At 74.6% G+C, this 15,437-nt stretch carries 15 protein-coding genes and 1 pseudogene; 9 read left to right on the forward strand and 7 right to left on the reverse strand.

Annotated features, from left to right (window positions below):
- Positions 1 to 31 precede the first annotated feature (31 nt).
- The 8 genes from ACFYU0_RS24915 (at position 32) to lgt (ending at position 6,342) form a co-directional block, all read left to right on the forward strand.
- A complete protein-coding gene (locus ACFYU0_RS24915) occupies positions 32 to 289 on the forward strand; it encodes an HGxxPAAW family protein (protein WP_351670403.1) in 258 nt (85 codons plus the stop codon).
- 97 nt (positions 290 to 386) lie between these two features.
- Positions 387 to 824 carry a DUF2752 domain-containing protein gene (locus ACFYU0_RS24920; RefSeq protein WP_389304249.1) on the forward strand — a complete coding sequence of 146 codons (438 nt, stop codon included), beginning with the start codon at positions 387 to 389 and terminating at the stop codon, positions 822 to 824.
- Positions 825 to 957: 133 nt separating this feature from the next.
- Complete coding sequence (gene trpC / locus ACFYU0_RS24925) at positions 958 to 1,767, forward strand: indole-3-glycerol phosphate synthase TrpC (RefSeq protein WP_351670397.1); 810 nt, start codon at positions 958 to 960, stop codon at positions 1,765 to 1,767.
- A gap of 21 nt (positions 1,768 to 1,788) precedes the next feature.
- Positions 1,789 to 1,983, forward strand: coding sequence for a tryptophan biosynthesis modulator TrpM (gene trpM, locus ACFYU0_RS24930; protein WP_351670394.1), 195 nt, complete (start codon positions 1,789 to 1,791; stop codon positions 1,981 to 1,983).
- A 241-nt stretch (positions 1,984 to 2,224) separates the two neighbouring features.
- The gene (gene trpB / locus ACFYU0_RS24935) at positions 2,225 to 3,508 is read left to right on the forward strand and encodes a tryptophan synthase subunit beta (protein ID WP_389304251.1); all 1,284 of its coding nucleotides are present in this window, start codon (positions 2,225 to 2,227) and stop codon (positions 3,506 to 3,508) included.
- Positions 3,505 to 4,323, forward strand: coding sequence for a tryptophan synthase subunit alpha (gene trpA / locus ACFYU0_RS24940; RefSeq protein WP_389304253.1), 819 nt, complete (start codon positions 3,505 to 3,507; stop codon positions 4,321 to 4,323). The genes trpB and trpA overlap by 4 nt, the downstream gene beginning before the upstream one ends.
- Positions 4,324 to 4,430: 107 nt before the next feature.
- Entirely contained in the window at positions 4,431 to 5,210 is a 780-nt protein-coding gene (locus ACFYU0_RS24945; RefSeq protein WP_389304255.1) for a DsbA family protein, read from the forward strand.
- A gap of 82 nt (positions 5,211 to 5,292) precedes the next feature.
- The gene (lgt, locus tag ACFYU0_RS24950) at positions 5,293 to 6,342 is read left to right on the forward strand and encodes a prolipoprotein diacylglyceryl transferase (RefSeq protein WP_389304256.1); all 1,050 of its coding nucleotides are present in this window, start codon (positions 5,293 to 5,295) and stop codon (positions 6,340 to 6,342) included.
- Positions 6,343 to 6,433: 91 nt separating this feature from the next.
- On the opposite strand, the gene ACFYU0_RS24955 is transcribed toward lgt, so the two are convergent.
- The 7 genes and pseudogenes from ACFYU0_RS24955 to ACFYU0_RS24985 form a co-directional block, all read right to left on the reverse strand.
- Positions 6,434 to 7,246: a CoA ester lyase gene (locus ACFYU0_RS24955; protein ID WP_351670379.1), complete on the reverse strand. Its 813-nt coding sequence runs from the start codon at positions 7,244 to 7,246 to the stop codon at positions 6,434 to 6,436.
- Positions 7,243 to 8,454, reverse strand: a complete 1,212-nt coding sequence (locus ACFYU0_RS24960) for a CaiB/BaiF CoA transferase family protein (protein ID WP_389304259.1) — start codon at positions 8,452 to 8,454, stop codon at positions 7,243 to 7,245. The genes ACFYU0_RS24955 and ACFYU0_RS24960 overlap by 4 nt, the downstream gene beginning before the upstream one ends.
- Entirely contained in the window at positions 8,451 to 9,344 is an 894-nt protein-coding gene (gene rbsK, locus ACFYU0_RS24965; protein ID WP_351670373.1) for a ribokinase, read from the reverse strand. The genes ACFYU0_RS24960 and rbsK overlap by 4 nt, the downstream gene beginning before the upstream one ends.
- A complete protein-coding gene (locus tag ACFYU0_RS24970) occupies positions 9,341 to 10,702 on the reverse strand; it encodes an ADP-ribosylglycohydrolase family protein (RefSeq protein ID WP_351670370.1) in 1,362 nt (453 codons plus the stop codon). The genes rbsK and ACFYU0_RS24970 overlap by 4 nt, the downstream gene beginning before the upstream one ends.
- Positions 10,690 to 11,883 (reverse strand): ADP-ribosylglycohydrolase family protein, encoded by a 1,194-nt coding sequence (locus ACFYU0_RS24975; RefSeq protein ID WP_351670367.1) that lies wholly within the window; start codon positions 11,881 to 11,883, stop codon positions 10,690 to 10,692. Before ACFYU0_RS24975 ends, ACFYU0_RS24970 begins: the two co-directional genes overlap by 13 nt.
- A 7-nt stretch (positions 11,884 to 11,890) precedes the next feature.
- Positions 11,891 to 13,333 (reverse strand): ADP-ribosylglycohydrolase family protein, encoded by a 1,443-nt coding sequence (locus ACFYU0_RS24980; RefSeq protein WP_389304262.1) that lies wholly within the window; start codon positions 13,331 to 13,333, stop codon positions 11,891 to 11,893.
- Positions 13,237 to 14,265, reverse strand: a pseudogene (locus tag ACFYU0_RS24985) (ADP-ribosylglycohydrolase family protein); the annotation flags it as partial. The gene ACFYU0_RS24980 and the pseudogene ACFYU0_RS24985, both read right to left, overlap by 97 nt.
- A gap of 307 nt (positions 14,266 to 14,572) precedes the next feature.
- Here ACFYU0_RS24985 and ACFYU0_RS24990 point away from each other — a divergent pair.
- On the forward strand, positions 14,573 to 15,304 hold the full coding sequence (locus tag ACFYU0_RS24990; RefSeq protein ID WP_351670365.1) for a VIT1/CCC1 transporter family protein: 732 nt from the start codon (positions 14,573 to 14,575) through the stop codon (positions 15,302 to 15,304).
- Positions 15,305 to 15,437: the final 133 nt, after the last annotated feature.

A 15,437-nucleotide genomic window follows, 5' to 3' on the forward strand; every position in this document is an offset into this window, starting at 1 on the left:
TTCGACACGTACAAGCAACGAGGAGCAAGTCATGGCGGGCAGCAGCCACGGTCACACCCCGGCCGCCTGGACCGGCGTCATCATCGCCTTCATCGGTTTCTGCGTCGCGGGTGCCTTCATGGTGATGGCCCAGCCGGTCGGCTTCTGGGCGGGCATGGTGATCGTGCTCCTCGGCGGCGTCGTCGGCGCCGCCATGCGCGCCATGGGCCTCGGCCAGCCGAAGCAGTCGCACACCACGCCGCACGTGGCCCGCGCCGCGACCCGCGAGCCGGCCGGCGTCGAGGGCTGAGCCCCACCGCAGCGCATCCCGCGAGGGGCGGCCCCGCCGGACGCGGTGGGGCCGCCCCTCGCGCGCGTGCCGCCGGCACGCGGGGCACAATGCCGACGTGAACCCCGACAGCGGCATCGCCCCGCGCACCACGCCCAGCACCCCCTGGAGCCGGCTCGCCGTCCCGGCCGGTGTCCTCGCGGCCGTCGCCGGGGCCTTCGCCTACGTCGGCACCGTCGACCCCAACGAGCCCGGCCACTACCCGGTGTGCCCGCTCTACTACCTGACCGGGCTGTACTGCCCCGGCTGCGGCGGACTGCGCAGCGCCCACGCCTTCGTCCACGGCGACTTCCTCACCGCACTGCAGGACAACGCGGCGGGGGTGACCGCCTACCTGGGCTTCGCGGTGCTCTGGACCGTCTGGGCGGTGCGCGCGGCGCGCGGCCGGGCGGTGCGGTTCGAACCGGGGCGGGTCCGGATGTGGGCCGTCGGCGCGCTGCTGCTGGTGTTCACCGTTGTCCGGAACCTGCCGTTCGGCGGCTGGCTGCATCCTTGATCGACGGTGAACGTCCAGGTAATGGGACCGGCGTCCACCGGATGCGGGGCCTCGGCCGTCGTGCGGATACCATCGCAAGTGACCACAGGTTTCGGAACCTGAAGGAACGACCGTCTGAAAGGGGGCCGCTCGCGTGAGTGTGCTCGACGAGATCATCGACGGAGTCCGTGCCGACCTCGCGGAGCGGCAGGCGCGCGTCAGCCTCGACGAGCTCAAGGAGCGCGCGGCGAAGGCCCGCCCCGCCAAGGACGGAGTGGCCGCGCTCAAGGGCGACGGCGTCAAGGTCATCTGCGAGGTAAAGCGGTCCAGCCCCTCCAAGGGCGCGCTGGCGGCGATCGCCGACCCGGCCGGGCTCGCGGCGGACTACGAGGCGGGCGGCGCCGCCGTCATCTCTGTCCTCACCGAGCAGCGCCGCTTCGGCGGCTCGCTGGCCGACCTGGAGGCGGTCCGCGCCCGCGTGGACATCCCCGTCCTGCGCAAGGACTTCATCGTCACGTCGTACCAGCTCTGGGAGGCCCGGGCGTACGGCGCCGACCTCGCGCTGCTGATCGTCGCCGCCCTGGACCAGCCGGCCCTCGAGTCGCTGATCGAGCGCGCCGTCTCCATCGGACTCACCCCGCTGGTCGAGGTGCACGACGAGGACGAGGTCGAGCGGGCGGTGGACGCGGGCGCCAAGGTCATCGGCGTCAACGCGCGCAACCTGAAGACCCTGCGCGTCGACCGCGGCACGTTCGAGCGGGTGGCCCCGGAGATCCCCGACCACCTCGTCAAGGTCGCCGAGTCCGGAGTGCGCGGTCCGCACGACCTCATCGCCTACGCCAACGCCGGCGCCGACGCGGTGCTGGTCGGCGAGTCGCTGGTCACCGGCCGCGACCCGAAGGCCGCCGTGTCCGACCTGGTCGCCGCCGGCGAGCACCCCGCGCTCCGGCACGGGCGGGGCTGACCTCCGGCTAAGCTGGTTCCGATGACGCTTCCGATCACCCCGGCGACGCGGGACGCCTATGCCCGCCTCGCCCGCGGCTGCCGGCCCCGTGGCTGCCGTGCCCCCGCGCGGCGGGTGCACGGGCGGCGGGTCCGCTATGTGATCGGCGACGAGCCCGGTCAGGTGAACGGCATGCGATGGCGTCCCTCCGCGTGCGCTTCACCTGCGGTGAGCTGAGCCGACGGTTCTTGTGAACGCCGTCTGATCCGCACCCTCGGTCGGGCGGACCGCCCAGGGGGCTCCCCCCCGAACCCCGGCCTTCGCCCACCCACCACCCGACTCGGGCCCTTGAGGCAAGTGCCTCGCCGGCACCGACCGGCAGGCGCGGGTGTCGTGGGAGGCACCGCTGAGGGCAGCGCGCGCGTACTCGTACCCCAAGTCCAGCAACCCGGGGCCTGAGCCCCTGCGAGGTATCCGTATGCCCAGCGAGTTCTTCATTCCCGATCCCACCGGCCAGGTGCCCAGCGCCGAGGGCTACTTCGGGGCGTTCGGCGGCAAGTTCATCCCGGAGGCGCTCGTCGCCGCCGTGGACGAGGTCGCCGTCGAGTACGACAAGGCCAAGGCCGACCCCGAGTTCGCCCGCGAGCTCGACGACCTGATGGTGAACTACACCGGCCGGCCCAGCGCGCTGACCGAGGTGCCGAGGTTCGCCGAACACGCCGGCGGCGCCCGCGTCCTCCTCAAGCGGGAGGACCTGAACCACACCGGCTCGCACAAGATCAACAACGTGCTCGGCCAGGCCCTGCTCACCAAGCGCATGGGCAAGTCCCGCGTCATCGCCGAGACCGGCGCCGGCCAGCACGGTGTCGCCACCGCCACCGCCTGCGCGCTCTTCGGCCTCGAATGCACCATCTACATGGGCGAGGTCGACACCGAGCGGCAGGCCCTCAACGTCGCCCGCATGCGCATGCTCGGCGCCGAGGTCGTGGCCGTGAAGTCCGGCAGCCGCACCCTGAAGGACGCCATCAACGAGGCGTTCCGGGACTGGGTCGCCAACGTCGACCGCACCCACTACCTGTTCGGCACCGTGGCCGGCCCGCACCCCTTCCCGGCCATGGTCCGCGACTTCCACCGGGTCATCGGCGTGGAGGCGCGGCGGCAGATCCTGGAGCGCGCCGGGCGGCTGCCCGACGCCGCGATCGCCTGCGTCGGGGGCGGCTCCAACGCCATCGGCCTCTTCCACGCCTTCATCCCCGACGAGGACGTGCGCCTCATCGGCTGCGAGCCCGCCGGGCACGGCATCGCGACCGGCGAGCACGCGGCCACCCTCACCGCCGGCGAGCCCGGCATCCTGCACGGCTCCCGCTCCTACGTCCTGCAGGACGACGAGGGCCAGATCACCGAGCCGTACTCCATCTCGGCCGGTCTGGACTACCCGGGCATCGGCCCCGAGCACTCCTACCTCAAGGACTCCGGCCGCGGCGAGTACCGCGCGGTCACCGACGACGCCGCCATGCAGGCGCTGCGCCTGCTGTCGCGCACCGAGGGCATCATCCCGGCCATCGAGAGCGCCCACGCCCTCGCCGGCGCCCTGGAGGTCGGCAGGGAGCTGGGTCCGGACGGCCTGATCGTCGTCAACCTGTCCGGCCGCGGCGACAAGGACATGGACACCGCGGCACGCTACTTCGGCCTCTACGACACCGACGCCGAGGTGGCCGCCAACGAAGCCGACACCGCAGAGATCGAGGGGGACGCCAAGTGAGCGGCAACATCCGGCTGTTGACGGACACCCTCGCCGCCGCGAAGGCGGAGGGCCGGTCCGCGCTCATCGCCTACCTGCCGGCCGGGTTCCCGACCGTGGACGGCGGCATCGAGGCGATCAGGGCCGCGTTCGACGGCGGCGCGGACGTCGTGGAGGTGGGCCTGCCGCACAGCGACCCCGTCCTGGACGGCCCGGTCATCCAGACCGCCGACGACATCGCCCTGCGCGGCGGGGTCAGGATCGCCGACGTCATGCGCACGGTCAGGGAGGCCCACGAGGCCACCGGCAAGCCCGTGCTCGTGATGACGTACTGGAACCCCATCGACCGCTACGGCGTCGAGCGCTTCACCGCCGAGCTGGCCGAGGCGGGCGGCGCGGGCTGCATCCTGCCCGACCTGCCGGTCCAGGAGTCGGCCCTGTGGCGGGAGCACGCCGACAAGCACGGCCTCGCGACCGTCTTCGTCGTCGCCCCCAGCAGCAAGGACGAGCGTCTGGCGCGGATCACCGAGGCGGGCAGCGGCTTCGTCTACGCGGCCTCGCTGATGGGCGTCACCGGCACCCGCGCGTCCGTCGGCGCGCAGGCGCAGGACCTGGTGGAGCGCACCCGCGCCACCGGCACCGGGCTCCCGGTGTGCGTGGGACTCGGCGTCTCCAACGCGGCCCAGGCCGCCGAGGTCGCCGGGTTCGCCGACGGAGTCATCGTCGGCTCGGCGTTCGTCAAGCGGATGCTGGACGCCCCCGACCACGCGGCCGGGCTCGAAGCGGTGCGCGCGCTCGCCGGCGACCTGGCCATGGGCGTGCGCGGACAGGCGTAAGCGTCCATAGGCGGAGTGATCCGTTCACAACGGAAGAATCGGTCACCCGAACGGGTGGACCTCGGGTCGGGGAGGCGCGCTGCGCCTCCCCGGTTCGTTCTGGGGGTGTGAGCGAGAAGAACCGTGACGGAAAGCGCACCGCCCGTGAGCGGATTGCGGCGGATCGCAAGAAGCAGAAGGCCGCCGAGCGGCGGCGCCGCACGCTGATCGTGGGCGCGAGCGTCGTCTGCGTCCTGGGGCTCGCGGCGGTGATCGGCGTGATCGCCGCCAACTCGGGCAAGGGCAAGAAGAGCAGCACCGCCTCCGGGCCCGTCGTGGTGCCCTCCGGCGCCCGGGGCCAGAACAGCCTCGCGATCCCGGTCGGCAAGGACGGCGCCAGATCGACGCTCACGGTCTGGGAGGACTTCCGCTGCCCCGCCTGCATGGCCTTCGAGGCGCGGTACCGGCCGACGCTGCACGAGCTGACCGACGCGGGCAAGCTCAAGGTCGACTACCACCTGGTCCGGCTGATCGACGGCAACCTCCGCGGCACGGGCTCGCTGCGCGCGGCGAACGCCGCGGCCTGCGCCCAGGACGCCGGGAAGTTCCGCGACTACCACGACGTGCTGTACGCGAACCAGCCCCAGGAGACCGACGACGCCTTCGGGAACAACGCCAAGCTGATCCAGCTCGCCGGAAAGGTGAAGGGCCTCGACACCCCGGCGTTCCGCGCGTGCGTCAACAAGGGCACCCACGACGGCTGGGTGAACAAGTCGCACCAGGCGTTCCAGACCGGCGGCTACGGCAGCACGCCCACCGTCCTGCTGGGCGGCAAGAACATCTACGCCGACCAGACGATGACCCCGGAGAAGCTGAAGCAGATGGTGGAACAGGAGAACAAGGGGTGAGTGTTTCCCACGCCCCCGTTATGGACCCGTAGCCCGTCCGCTTGCCGTCCGCCCGGGCCGGCACGGTAGCGTCGACCCTGCCATGGAACTTGCCTACATCCCCAGCCCGTCGCACGGGGTGCTGTATCTCGGCCCCATCCCGCTGCGCGGCTACGCCTTCTGCATCATCATCGGCGTCTTCATCGCCGTCTGGCTCGGCAACAAGCGCTGGGTCGCGCGGGGCGGACGGTCCGGCACGGTCGCCGACATCGCCGTCTGGGCCGTGCCCTTCGGCCTGGTCGGCGGCCGCCTCTACCACGTGATCACGGACTACGAGCTGTACTTCGGCGAGGGCCGTGACTGGGTGGACGCCTTCAAGGTGTGGGAGGGCGGCCTGGGCATCTGGGGCGCGATCGCACTGGGCGCGCTCGGTGCCTGGATCGGCGCGCGGCGCCGGGGCATCCCGCTGCCCGCCTACGCCGACGCCGTCGCGCCCGGCATCGCCCTCGCGCAGGCCATGGGCCGCTGGGGCAACTGGTTCAACCAGGAACTGTACGGGCGTGAGACGCACGTCCCCTGGGCGCTGCACATCACCTCCTCCGAGGGCGGCCGGGTGCCGGGCTACTACCACCCGACCTTCCTCTACGAGTCCCTGTGGTGCATCGGCGTCGCCCTCCTGGTCATCTGGGCCGACCGGCGCTTCAGGATGGGCCACGGCCGGGCCTTCGCCCTGTACGTCGCCGCGTACTGCGTGGGCCGCGCCTGGATCGAGTACATGCGCGTCGACGACGCCCACCACATCCTGGGTCTGCGCCTCAACGACTGGACCGCGCTGATCGTCTTCCTGCTCGCGGTCGCGTACATGGTCGTGTCGGCCAGGAAGCGGCCCGGACGCGAAGCGGTGGTCGAGCCGGGCGTCTCCGACGGCGGGACCGCGGGCGCCGAGGCCGCGACCGAGGACGCCGCCGGCGAGGGCACCGTGGCCAGGGCCGCGGACGGGACGGGCGACGGCACCGGGCACAAGGCCGAGGGCACAGCCGAGGAGAAGGACGGTGGCAAGGCCGCGGTCAAGGCCGCGGACGACCCCCGGGATCCCGCCGATGCGGATGCCGTGCCGGCGAAGGACGAGGCGGAGTCGGCGAAGAAGAGCTGACGGCCGATGGGCAGTCGCCGAAGGGCGCTCCGGATCTTCCGGAGCGCCCTTCGCCGTGTCCGGCCCGCGTGTGCCGCCGGACCGGCGGCGGTCAGTCCCGGCGCGCCAGCGACAGCGTCCGCCGCGCGGCGGCCACCACCGCCGCGTCGACGAAGCGGCCGTCGGGCAGGGCCTGGGCGCCCTGGTCCGCGGCCGCCGCCTTGATGATCGTCTCCGCGTGCTCCAGCTCCGCCGGGGTGGGGAGGTAGGCCCGCTCGATCACCGGGAGCTGCCGCGGGTGGATCGCCGCGCGGCCGAGGAAGCCCAGGGCCCGGCCCCGGGCGCAGGAGGCGGCGAGGCCGTCCAGGTCGCGGATGTCGGGGTGGACGGACTGCGGCGGTGGGGGCAGCCCGGCGGCCCGGGCGGCGACCACCACGCGGGAACGCGGCCAGTCGAGGCCCGCGTCGGCCCGTACGCCCAGGTCGGCGCGGAGATCGGACTCGCCGAGCGAGATGCCCCGCAGGGACGGGTGGGCGGCGGCGATGGCGTAGGCGTGCTCGATGGCCAGGGCCGACTCCAGCAGCGCGTACAGCGGGCGGGCGGCGGCCACGGCGACCTGTCTGACCTGCCCGGCGCAGCTCACCTTCGGCAGCCGCAGCCCGGTCACGCCCGGCAGCGCGGCCAGGGCCGCGAGATCCGCGGCCGCCCAGGGGCCGTCCAGGGCGTTGACCCGGACGTGGACCGGGACCCGCTGCGGCTCGGCCAGCCGCTCGGCCGTGGCCGCCCGGGCGTACTCCTTGCGGTCGGGGGCGACCGCGTCCTCCAGGTCGATCACCACCACGTCGGCGCCCCAGGCCAGCGCCTTGGTCACGACGTGCGGACGGTCGCCGGGGGCGTACAGCCAGGTCAGCGGGAACGCTGTCACAGCGCGCCCTCCTCACGCAGGGCGCGCAGCTCGTCCGGGCCGAGGCCCAGCTCGCCGAGGACCGCGTCGGTGTCGGCGCCGTGCGGGCGGCCGGCCCAGCGGATCGCCCCGGGCGTGCCGGACAACCGGAAGAGGACGTTCTGCATGCGCAGCGGACCGAGCTCCGGGTCGTCGACCGTGGTGACGGTGTCCAGGGCCTGGTACTGGGGGTCGGCCAGGACGTCCCGGACGTCCTGGACCGGAGCCACCGCCGCCTCCGCCTTCTCGAAGGCCGCGAGCACCTCGGCGCGGTCGCGGACCGCGATCCAGCTCCCGACCGCCTCGTCCAGCACGTCGGCGTGCGCGGCCCGCTGCACGCCCGTGGCGAACCACGGCTCCTCGATCAGCTCCGGGCGGCCCACCAGCCGCATCACCCGCTCCGCCACCGACTGGGCGGAGGTGGAGACGGCGACCCAGGCGCCGTCGGCGGTGCGGTAGGTGTTGCGCGGGGCGTTGTTCGCGGACCGGTTGCCGGTGCGCTCCTGGACGTAGCCGAGCTGGTCGTACCAGGTGGGCTGGGGGCCGAGGACCGCGAGGATCGGCTCGATGATCGCCATGTCCACGACCTGGCCCTCACCGGTGCGGTCCCGGCCGGCCAGCGCTGTCAGCACCGCGTAGGCCGTGGCGAGGGCCGCGATCGAGTCGGCGAGGCCGAAGGGCGGGAGCGTCGGCGGTGCGTCGGGTTCGCCGGTGAGCGCGGCGAAGCCGCTCATCGCCTCGGCGAGCGTGCCGAAGCCGGGCCGGTGCGCGTACGGGCCGAACTGGCCGAAGGCCGTGACCCGGGCGAGGACCAGCCGCGGATTGGCAACGGACAGCTCAGGCCAGCCCAGGTCCCACTTCTCCAGGGTGCCGGGGCGGAAGTTCTCGATCACCACGTCGGCGGTGGCCGCCAGCCGCAGCAGGGTGGCGCGGCCGCCGGGCCGGGACAGGTCGAGGGTGATCGCGCGCTTGTTGCGCCCGAGCACCTTCCACCACAGGCCGACGCCGTGCTTCGCCGGGCCGTGGCCCCGGGACGGATCGGGCCGCCCCGGATGCTCCACCTTGATCACCTCGGCGCCGAAGTCGCCGAGCAGGGTGGCCGCCATGGGGCCGGCGAAGAGGGTGGCCAGGTCCAGGACCCGCAGGCCGTCGAGGGGACGGGGGCGCTTGTTCTCGGGGTGCGTGCTCATGCGTGGTACTGCGCCTCGATCTCCGGGCGGTACGGCATCGACGCCGACGCGCCCTCCCGCTGCACGGACAGGGACGCGGCGGCCGCCGCCCAGGACAGTGCCTCGCGCACCGGTTTCTCCTCGGCCAGGGCCACCGCGAGCGTTCCGGCGAAGGTGTCGCCCGCCCCGGTGGTGTCGACGGCCCTCACCTGCGGCGCCGGCACCACCAGCGGCTCGGCGCCCCGGGCCAGGTACAGGCAGCCGGTCGCGCCCAGCGTGACGACGACCTCCGGGATCAGCTCCGTCAGCGCGGCCGCGGCCGCCTGGGGGTCGGTACGGCCGGTGAGGGTGACGGCCTCGTACTCGTTGGCGACCAGCAGGTCGGTGGCCTCCAGGAGATCGGGGGGCAGCGGCTGGGCGGGGGAGGGGGTGAGGACCGTGCGGACCCCGTGCCGTCGTGCCGCCTCCGCCCCGGCGACCACCGCGGCCAGCGGGATCTCCAGTTGGAGCAGCAGGGCGTCGGCGGAGGCGATGACGCCCTCGTCGCCGGGGGCGAGGTGGTCGACGGTGCCGTTCGCGCCGGGGATGACGACGATGGAGTTGCCGCCCTCGTCGTCCACCACGATGTGCGCGGTGCCGGACGGGCCCTCCACGGTGCGCAGGAAGTCGGTGTCCGCGCCCGAGTGTTCCAGCGTCTCGCGCAGGCGGACGCCGAAGGCGTCGTTGCCGACCGCGCCGATCATCGAGACGGTGGCGCCGGCCCGCGCCGCGGCGATGGCCTGGTTGGCGCCCTTGCCGCCGGGGACGGTGCGGAACTCCCGGCCCGTCACGGTCTCGCCGCGCTGCGGGGCCTTGTCCACATAGGTGACGAGGTCCATGTTCGTGCTGCCGAGGACGGCGATGTGGGTCATGGGCGGGTCGCCTCCAGATGCGTGAGCCGGGCGAGGGTGTCGAAGCCGGTGCCGTCGAAGTCGCCGACGGTGGTGGCGAGCCGGTTCTTCAGCGGGGCCCGCCAGCGGTCGGGGAGCGCCTCCGGGGTGCCGGCCAGGAGGCCGGCGACGCTGCCGGCGGCCGCCCCGTTGGAGTCCGTGTCCCAGCCGCCGGACACGGCACGGCACACGGAGCCGCCGAAGTCGCCGTCCGCGTGGCTGAGGGCGGCGACGGTCAGGGCGGTGTTGGGGATGGCGTGGACCCAGTGGTGGGTGGCCGCGTAGGCGGCGTGCAGTTCGTCCACCACGTCGTCGAAGTCCTCGTGCCGCGCGGCCAGCCCGAGCGCGTGGTCGATGGCCCTCGCCAGCCGTGAGCGCTCCGGCACCACCGTGCGGCCGGTGCGCAGGCAGGCGTGCACGTCCGTGTCGCCGCCGGCCGCCGCGGCGAGGGTGGCGGCCGTGAACATCGCCGCGTACACGCCGTTGGCGGTGTGGGTGAGCAGCGCGTCGCGGTGCGCCTGTTCGGCGGCGGCCGCGGGGTCGCCGGGGTTGGTCCAGCCGTGGACGTCGGCGCGGATCAGGGCGCCGATCCACTCGCGGAAGGGGTTGCGGTGCCGCGCGGTGTGCGGGGGCTCGATGCCGCTGAGCAGGTTGCGGAAGGCGACGCGCTCGGCGGTGAAGGCGCGGCCGGGCGGGAGTTCGTCCAGCCAGAGCGCCGCCACGTCGGCGGTGCTGAAGCCCCGGCCGTGGCGGCGCAGCAGGAGGAGCCCCAGCAGCGGGTAGTTGAGGTCGTCGTCCTCGGGCATGCCGTCGATGTTCTCGGCGAGGGACGTCGGCGCCGAGCGGCGGTTCCACGGGTACTGGGCGAGCAGGTCCGCGGGGACGCCGCGGGCGGTGAACCATGTGGTCAGCGGCCAGTTGCCGGTGGCCCTCGCGAGGGCCCGGATGCCGTCGAGGGGGAGTTTCTCGACGGGCTTGCCGAGGAGGCAGCCGGCCGCCCTGCCCAGCCAGGCCGCCTCCAGGGCGAGGGGCGTGGTCCGCCCGCGGGGCCGCGCGGCGGGCCAGTCGGGGCAGGCGGCCCGGATGCCGGCCAGGTCCGTCGGCTCGTCCTCGGCCAGCCTGCTCGGCAGGTCGGCCAGCTCGTCCAGCAGGTCCTCCGCCAGGAGGCGCAGATAACGCGAGGCGCGCTGCGGCGAGGCCCCCGCCCGCTCCGGGGCCGCCGGGCCCCCGGCCGCCCGCCACCGCGCCTCGATCCGCGCCGGCTCCCGCCCGTCCAGGCGGGCCTGGACGAGTTCGTGGCCCAGCAGGTCCTCGGGCTGCACCCAGGTCAGTCGGAGCACGAGGTGCCTCCCAGCGCCGCGAACGCCCGTTCGTGCGCCCGCCTGCGGTCCACATCCCGCCGGAAGATCTCGCGGGCGACCCCGGCGAGCGTGCGGGCCGGTTCCCACAAGTCCAGGCGGCTGGCCTCCGCCACCGTCTTCGCCCAGTCCTCGGGGACCGGCGAGCCCAGCGCTCCGGCGAGCGCGCCGGCCATCGTGGCGATCGAGTCGCAGTCGCGCCCGTAGTTGACCGAGCCCAGCACCGCGTGGCGGTAGTCCCCGCCGGCGACCAGCAGCATGCCGAGGGCCACCGGGAGTTCCTCGATGGAGTGCAGCCGGGAGGGACGCCGGGCGCCGAGGGAGGGGGAGCGGTAGTCGGGGCCGACCGTGTCGTACGGGGCCACCGCCGCCCGCAGCGGGGCCAGCGCCGACTCGAAGTCCCGGTGCCCGCGCGCCGCTTCGCAGACCTTCTCGATCGCCGCGCGCGTGCCGTCCTTCGCCAGGCCGAGACAGGCGGTCACCACGGAGTCCGGGGTGGCGTCCGGAGCGACGGCGGCGGCGACCGCGGCGGCGAAGACCCCGGCCGCCTCGCGGCCGTACGACGACTGGTGCGCACCCGCGACGTCCAGCGCCTCGGCGTACGCGGCGGCCGGGTCGGCCGCGTTGACCAGGCCGACGGGGGCCATGTACATCGCCGCTCCGCAGTTGACGATGTTGCCGACGCCCGCCTCCCGCGGATCCACGTGGCCGTACGCCAGCCGAGCCACCAGCCACTTCTCGGCGAGGAAGAGGCGGTGCAGCGGCAGCGTCTCGGTCTCCAGCTCCGGGATCCAGCGCGGGTTCGTCATCAGGTCCGGGACGAGGTGGTCGGCGACCGCGTACGCGTCGAGGTGGTCGCGGACCCGGGCGTAGACCCGGACCAGCGCGTGGGTCATCAGGGTGTCGTCGGTGACGTGGCCGTCGCCCTTGTGGTACGGGGCGATGGGGCGGGCGGTGCGCCAGTCCTCGCCGTGCCAGGGGCCGACGACGCCGTGGACGCGGCCGCCGTGGCGGTCGGTGATCTGTTCCGGGGAGTAGCCCTCGACGGGGCCGCCGAGCGCGTCGCCGACGGCCGCCCCGACCAGGGCGCCGGTGATCCGGTCGTCGAGGCCGCTCAGCCGCGCCGGACCCGGCCCGCTGCTTTCTTCTCCTTTGGGCGTCATGCCCGAATCATCCTCCCGGTCGGGCCCGGTGCGCGGCTTCCAGGAGCCCGGCGAGTTCCACCAGGTCGGTGCCGGTGAGCCGGGGCAGGGCGCAGCCGGACAGGGTGCGGCAGGCCTCCCGCCAGGCGGCCGGGACGGCCGCGCCGCCCTCCAGGGCCCCGGTGAGCGCGCCGGCGAGGGCCGGGGCGGAGTCGGCGACCCGGGACAGGCACGCGGCGGTGGGGACGGCCTCGGCGATACGGCCGCGGGCGGCGGTGGCGAGGGCGAGCGCGACGGGGACCGTCTCGGCGGCGGCGATGCCGTAGCTGTAGACGTGGTCGACGATCTGGTGCTCCAGGAGCGGGACGAGGGCGAAGGCGCCGTCGCTGTCCCGGGCCAGGGCGAGGGCGTGCCGGGCGTTGCGGCCGATCTCCGTCCCCTCGGGGAGCTCGGCGAGCGCGGCCGCGACGCAGGCGTCCGTGTCCGCTCCGGCGAGGGCGAGGGCCACGGCCGCCGCCATCGCGCGGGCGCCGTGCACCCCGTCGCCGTCCTGGGTGTAGCGGGCGTCGAACTCGGCCAGGTCCGCCGCGCGTTCCGGGTCGCCGGGATGGGCCACGGCGAGCACGCAGGCGCGCACACAGGCCGCGTCGTCGAAGTAGTGCGGGTTGTCGTGGCCGGTGGCGGGCGGGCGCAGCCCGGTGGCGAGGTTGCCGAGACCGGCCCGGACGGAGATACGGGCGCGCAACGGGAGCACGGCCGACTCGATCTCGGGGGCGCGTTCCGCCGCCGCGGCGACCTCGGCGGCGACCGCGGTCCAGGTGAGGTCGATCGCGGCGCGCATCCGGCGCTCCCGGCTGAGGTCCCCGAGCACGTCGTCGTCACCGGCCCGCAGGACGGCCTCCGCGGCGAACGCCGCCCACTCGGCGTCGTCGGAGGGGCCGAGGCGGAGGGGTTCCGGCGGCTGGTTGAGGGCGATCGGCACCGGCAGGGTGGTGGTGGCGTTCTGCTCGGCGAACGTGTCCAGCTCGCGGGTGAGGCGCCGGGTCCACTCGGGCATACGGGCAGCCCGGTGCCGCGCGGCGGGCCAGCCGGCGGCGTCCCCGGCGGCGAGCCCCAGCAGCAGCCCTTCGACACGGCGCCCGGTCATGCCCGGCCCTCGCCGTCTGGCTGCCCGGGGTTCCCGGCCGTCCGCGCGGTGACGGCCTGCGGCGCCGTCGCCGCCGTCCCGGTACCGGCGGTCTCGCGTGGTGCGGCCACGCGCACGGCCGCCGGGCCGGCCCCCGCCGGGGCCGGCGGGAGGGCGGGCGCGGTGTCGCCCGCGTCCCGCGTCGCGGTCACCCGCACCACCTCCCGGATCGCCGTCGGAAGGGAGCCCGGCAGTACCAGCCCCGCCCCCCACTTGCCGCCCTCCTCCGGTACCAGCAGCTCGGCCACGTCCAGCACGTGGTGCCCCGCCATCGAGGGCAGGCAACGGCCGCGGGCCGGGCCGATGGCGGCGGCCCAGTCGGCCGGGATCGCGGCGATGCCCTGGGTGGCGCCGGCGAGGGCGCCCGCCACCGCCGCCGTCGTGTCCGCGTCGCGCCCCATGTTCACCGCCGTGAGCACCGCCGTGCGGAAGTCGCCGTCGGCCGCCGCGTACGCGCCGAAGGCGAGGGCGACCGCCTCGGGGGCCAGGTCGGTCCACGGATAGCCGCCGACGACCACCGCCGAGCGCACCGCCCGTTCGCCGCGGTGGGCGACGGTCACCGCGCGGCGCAGCGAGCGGGCGGTCCAGGAGTCCTCGGGGACGACGGCGAGCGCCGAGGCGATGACCACCGCGGGCGTGGCCCCCGCCATCGCGGCCGCCACGCCCCCCGCGACCGCCTGGCCGCCGTAGATGCCCTCGCCGTCGTGGCTGACCGAGCCGTCGATCGCCACCAGCCGGGCCGCCTCGCCGGGGCGCCCGGCGGCGAAGACGCCGAACGGCGCCGCGCGCATCGCGAGGCCGTCGCTCCAGGCGTGCCGGTGCTGGGCGGAGATCGGCGCGGCCAGGCCGCGGCGGAGGTTCTCCAGCGTGCCGCGCTCACTGAAGCCGGCGCCCCGGAACGGGCCCTCGGCCCGGTCGGCGATCCACTCGTGCCAGGCGCTCTCCACGTGGGCCGGGGTGAGCGCCGAGCCGTGCCGGGCCAGCAGCAGGCCCGAGAACAGGGCGTACTCGGTGTCGTCCGTGCCGCTCGGCCGCTCGCTCACGTACCCGGTGATCCGGCCCCAGCGGGCGCGGATCTCGGAGGGCTTCAGGTTCTCCGCCGGCGCCCCGAGCGCGTCGCCGACGGCCAGGCCGAGCAGCGCGCCGCGGGCCCGTTCGCGCGGCCCGGGGGCGTCCCCCGGCGCCGGGGACGGGGGAGTGCAGGCGATCGACGCCATGGGCGGCCTCTCCTTCCGCAGGGCCACGGGCCGTCCGCGGGGCCACGGCCTCGTCGCGGATTCCCGTGCGGATGCCCTTTGCGGATGTCTGCCACGGTGACGCCGCGCACGAGCCTGGGACGCCTCCCTGTCACCCGCTCGGCAACTGAGCGCTCATGATCACTGATGAGCGATTTTCGGGGAAAGCGCAGGTAAGCCCAGCCTTTCCTTGCTGGCGCCCGGGAAATTACCGGCGTACGTTCGGTGTTGTCGAAAAATAGAACTCATCCAAAGTTAGCTTTGGCTAAGCTACCTGGGGGACCCCGCGATGGCGATCATCGAGACCGAGGCCGCGCTGCACGAGGCGCACCGCGACAACCACACGCACCGCGACGTCAACGGCGGCTGGCTGCGCCCCGCCGTCTTCGGCGCGATGGACGGCCTGGTCTCCAACCTGGCCCTGCTGACCGGCGTCGCGGGCGGCTCCGTCGGCCACCAGACGATCGTCATCACCGGTCTCGCGGGCCTCGCGGCCGGCGCCTTCTCCATGGCCGCCGGCGAGTACACCTCCGTCGCCTCCCAGCGTGAGCTGGTCGAGGCCGAGCTCGACGTCGAGCGGCGCGAGCTGCGCAAGCACCCGCAGGACGAGGAGGACGAGCTGGCCGCGCTCTACGCGGCCCGCGGCGTCGAGCCGGAACTGGCCCGCGAGGTCGCCCGGCAGCTCTCGAAGGACCCCGAGCAGGCGCTGGAGATACACGCCCGCGAGGAGCTGGGCATCGACCCCGGCGACCTGCCGTCGCCGCTGGTCGCGGCGGTCTCGTCGTTCGGGTCGTTCGCGCTGGGCGCCCTGCTCCCGGTCCTGCCGTACCTGCTCGGCGCGACCGCGCTCTGGCCCGCCGTGCTCCTCGCGCTCGCCGGACTGTTCGCCTGCGGCGCGGTCGTGGCCCGGGTGACCGCGCGCAGCTGGTGGTACAGCGGCCTGCGGCAGCTCGCCCTGGGCGGCGCGGCCGCCGGTGTGACGTACGCCCTGGGCAGCCTGTTCGGAACGGCCGTAGGATGACCCGACTGGAACTTATGCGTCGGACCGCATAAGTAGCCGTTACTCGCTGGTTTCGAACGCTTAACCACCGGGCATGAGCCGTAAGCGCTGGGGGCAATGACGCCTGCGGCGCACTCACGGGACGGGTGAAGAC

This window comes from Streptomyces sp. NPDC003720 (assembly GCF_042875075.1).
GTDB lineage: Bacteria > Actinomycetota > Actinomycetes > Streptomycetales > Streptomycetaceae > Streptomyces.

Bases quoted from the DNA above. Each gene is read 5' to 3' on its own strand.
- ACFYU0_RS24915 (WP_351670403.1), top strand. From the start codon at position 32: ATGGCGGGCAGCAGCCACGGTCACACCCCGGCCGCCTGGACCGGCGTC.
- trpM (WP_351670394.1), top strand. From the start codon at position 1,789: ATGACGCTTCCGATCACCCCGGCGACGCGGGACGCCTATGCCCGCCTC.
- trpB (WP_389304251.1), top strand. From the start codon at position 2,225: ATGCCCAGCGAGTTCTTCATTCCCGATCCCACCGGCCAGGTGCCCAGC.
- lgt (WP_389304256.1), top strand. From the start codon at position 5,293: ATGGAACTTGCCTACATCCCCAGCCCGTCGCACGGGGTGCTGTATCTC.
- ACFYU0_RS24960 (WP_389304259.1), bottom strand. From the start codon at position 8,454: ATGAGCACGCACCCCGAGAACAAGCGCCCCCGTCCCCTCGACGGCCTG.
- rbsK (WP_351670373.1), bottom strand. From the start codon at position 9,344: ATGACCCACATCGCCGTCCTCGGCAGCACGAACATGGACCTCGTCACC.
- ACFYU0_RS24975 (WP_351670367.1), bottom strand. From the start codon at position 11,883: ATGACGCCCAAAGGAGAAGAAAGCAGCGGGCCGGGTCCGGCGCGGCTG.
- ACFYU0_RS24990 (WP_351670365.1), top strand. From the start codon at position 14,573: ATGGCGATCATCGAGACCGAGGCCGCGCTGCACGAGGCGCACCGCGAC.